4 protein-coding genes are annotated in these 3,104 nt (G+C 29.9%); all 4 read right to left on the bottom strand.

The annotated features are described in order from the left end of the window. Positions 1-93 (bottom strand): phage holin (locus I2A66_RS18000; protein ID WP_442970901.1); only part of this gene is annotated, 93 nt, incomplete at its 3' end. A 12-nt stretch (positions 94-105) separates the two neighbouring features. Next, positions 106-336: a hemolysin XhlA family protein gene (locus I2A66_RS16605; RefSeq protein ID WP_147516475.1), complete on the bottom strand. Its 231-nt coding sequence runs from the start codon at positions 334-336 to the stop codon at positions 106-108. A gap of 28 nt (positions 337-364) precedes the next feature. Further along, positions 365-1,024 carry a Rha family transcriptional regulator gene (locus I2A66_RS16600; protein ID WP_195252027.1) on the bottom strand — a complete coding sequence of 220 codons (660 nt, stop codon included), beginning with the start codon at positions 1,022-1,024 and terminating at the stop codon, positions 365-367. 157 nt (positions 1,025-1,181) lie between these two features. Next, positions 1,182-3,104: CD1375 family protein (locus I2A66_RS16595; RefSeq protein WP_279309978.1), on the bottom strand; the 1,923-nt coding region annotated here is incomplete at its 5' end.

Here is a 3,104-nt window from a genome sequence, read left to right as displayed (position 1 = left end):
GTTTGCATAGGCTAATATAGGAACTAATACACTCATTCCTAATTGTGCTACAAATAAAGGGTTCTTAAATCTTACCTCCCAGTTTATTTTCATACTAATCGCCTCCTAAAATATATTGTTTTGAATCGCATAAAAAAAGAAGCCTACTAGACTTCCTACTCCTAATCCCAAGAGCCATTTTATTGCACTCGTAAGATTTTCTAAGTTACTACATAAATTTTGTATATGTACCTTTAGTTCAGCATTAGATTGCTCTAATTTATCAATCCTTTCAGAATGATTATTAATTCTCCTTTCATGTGTATCTAGTTCTTTTCTTACTAATTCTTCATTCATAATAACCTCCTTAATTTTTATATTTTTCTTAGAACCAATTAATTTGTCTAAGATTTCTTCCTTTAATCATTACATCTATACTTTCATCAATTAATTTGAAGGCATCCTTTAATCTATTTACAGGAACATCTTCCCATTTCTCAGCATCTAGTAGTATTAATACTCTCTCTTTGACTAAATAGAAATCTTCATCAGCTTTTTTTATTCCTAATCTTTGCTTTATGTATTTAGTTATTCTTGCTTTATCGACCGCTAAAGGTCTTATGTAATCAGCATATTTGTTATCTATCATAGCTATGGCTCTATCAATTTTATTTGAAATAATATTATTTACATCATTAGCAGTTATATTTTTAGAGCCGTTAACTATTTGCTCTAACTCTTCAAATTTTTCCATATATAAATGAGTGAATATATTTCCTTTAGTACCAGTAGTCTTATGAGCTATAAATTCACACCCACGCTTTGTTATTTCATAACAACGCCTTTTTTCACCTTTGGCATCTTTATACGTACTTTCTATCCAATATTTAACCGACGCAATTTTGCGTTCGTTAAAATCATCATTTACACTATCTATCTTTCTTAATAATTCAGTGTGTCTTATATCCATCATTTCAGCAACTTCTCTACTGTCTACAGTTAATATTTCTATGTCCTCATTTTGTACTTGTTCTAAATTTGTCATTATATTATTCCTTTCTTTTTATTTAATTTTTTGTATTAAAAAAGACTAGATTTTTCTATCTAGCCTTTCGGAAAAAACTTATATTTGTGTCGCAATTTGTATCATTTGTGTCTCAATATGTATCTATTGTCTACTAAATACTCACCTGTAACAAGTTTTACTTTTCTAATTTATTTAATATATCTTGTACTTCTTTTCTATATCTCGCAGGAACATCCTCTATTGTTTTAAGTCCTCTTATAACCATAGCTACGTACATATCTACCATTTTACTCATCGTCCTTTCGTTATTAATTACTTGTGGTATTGATTCTAATATAGGTTCTAACATCGTATACATTTCATCAGTCGCTAAAAGTGATATATTTATCAAATCATCTTGAACTTGATTTGTTTCTTGTAAACCATATACGTTAGGTATTCCATTAGTATAGCTAGCAGCCATAGACTTAACTGGAACTACACTCTTAACGCTTACAGTTGCATTATTGGGTATTTCTAGTAACAATCTATCTGTGTCTATTGTTTCATAGTAAGGTTCTGCTAGTTCTAGAATTAAATTATATTCAATGTTATTATTCTTCATATAGGTTTTTAGTTCATCAACTGTTGAACCGTATTCTTTAGGTAGCCAAAATGTTAATGCTCCATACGGTTTAGTACCATCAATTCTCACGTGTGCTACATCTTCGGAATTGTTTTGAATATATGGGAGTTTATCACAACAGCCTTCACCAGTAGTTTTAAATTTATAACCTGTCATTGCTAAACCGTATCTATTACAATTAGTCAAAGTATTATCATACAATCTTATATCATCGTTATGTTTTAATAAATAACTACCCATCTTGTGATAATGTTTCAACTCACCATCAATGTAAACTATCTCATCAGTTTTATGTAGTGGACTATTTAGATAAACTGTTGCTTTACGTTTATAGTATGGTTCGTATGAAGTTGTTTGTGTTCCTTCTACTATTTGTATATTAGATACGTCTACAGCATTACCAATATATAGTCTTACATACTTACAATCATTATCTGTTGTAAATGTTTTATTTGGGGCAGATAATCCATTATAAGGTAATTCATCCTCGTTATCTGTCTTAAAGAAGTGAACTCCATTCCTATTAGAATTAAGAGCATCAAACGCATATGAAGTATTAGGTTTAACTTCTATTAATTCTGTCATTCTACTATCTTTATCTATAACTTTAGATATTACATCGATTTTATTGCTCCATGGTGAATTATAATAAAAATTATTAACATTTTGTGAACTACATAAATTCTTACCTCTTACCTCAACTTCACATTTATACTTACCTAAATTCTCTGCAAGTTCTTCTCCACTATCAACCATTTCTTGCGTTACTAATTGGTTCTCGAATGTTGATTGCATTCCATTGAAACGAGTTTGTGGTAGTGGTTTGTTAGAATAATCACCCTCCAATATATAATAATTACCTACAATCTTTTTACCTATATCAGTTGTAGGTAAGCAATATACAAACAATCCAGTATCTTTTACCGCGTTTGATATATCACTATACGTTGTAAATACTGCTCTATTCCCGTTAATTGTTACCTCATTACACAATGCTACATTAGCTTGACCATTACAAATTTTTACTATCCTAACACCCACTATTTTATCAAATACAATCGTATAAGTAGTAGATGGTTTAAATAATGATACGTCTATATATGGGGTTTTTATATAATGCCAGCCAGTTGGAGAACTTGTATAGTCTACCTCGATATATTCACCAGGTTTATTAGCAACAACTGTATAACCAGTAAACGCTTCATGAGTCTTATATTGGAATTGATTATCAGTTTGTATTCCTACATTAACTAATGTATTACCTACAACTTTATTAACGTCAACCAAACCTTCTTTGCTACCTTCTAACTTTAAAGAATTTCCTTCACCCTCTATAGTTAGCCTTCCATCTTTATTTTCATTAAATAAACCTTGTATATATACATCTTGAACTTTGTTCTTCTCCTCAATATCAAGAAGTCTTGAATCTTGTTCCTCATTTTTACTTTCAACTTGATCTATTCTACTCGTATT

Source organism: Romboutsia sp. 1001713B170207_170306_H8, from assembly GCF_015550495.1.
In the GTDB taxonomy this organism is placed as follows: Bacteria; Bacillota; Clostridia; order Peptostreptococcales; family Peptostreptococcaceae; genus Romboutsia_E.
This window is presented reverse-complemented; position numbering and strand designations above follow the sequence as displayed.

Excerpts from the sequence above, each read along its gene's own strand:
- I2A66_RS16605 (WP_147516475.1), bottom strand. The coding sequence starts at position 336 with ATGAATGAAGAATTAGTAAGAAAAGAACTAGATACACATGAAAGGAGA.
- I2A66_RS16600 (WP_195252027.1), bottom strand. The coding sequence starts at position 1,024 with ATGACAAATTTAGAACAAGTACAAAATGAGGACATAGAAATATTAACT.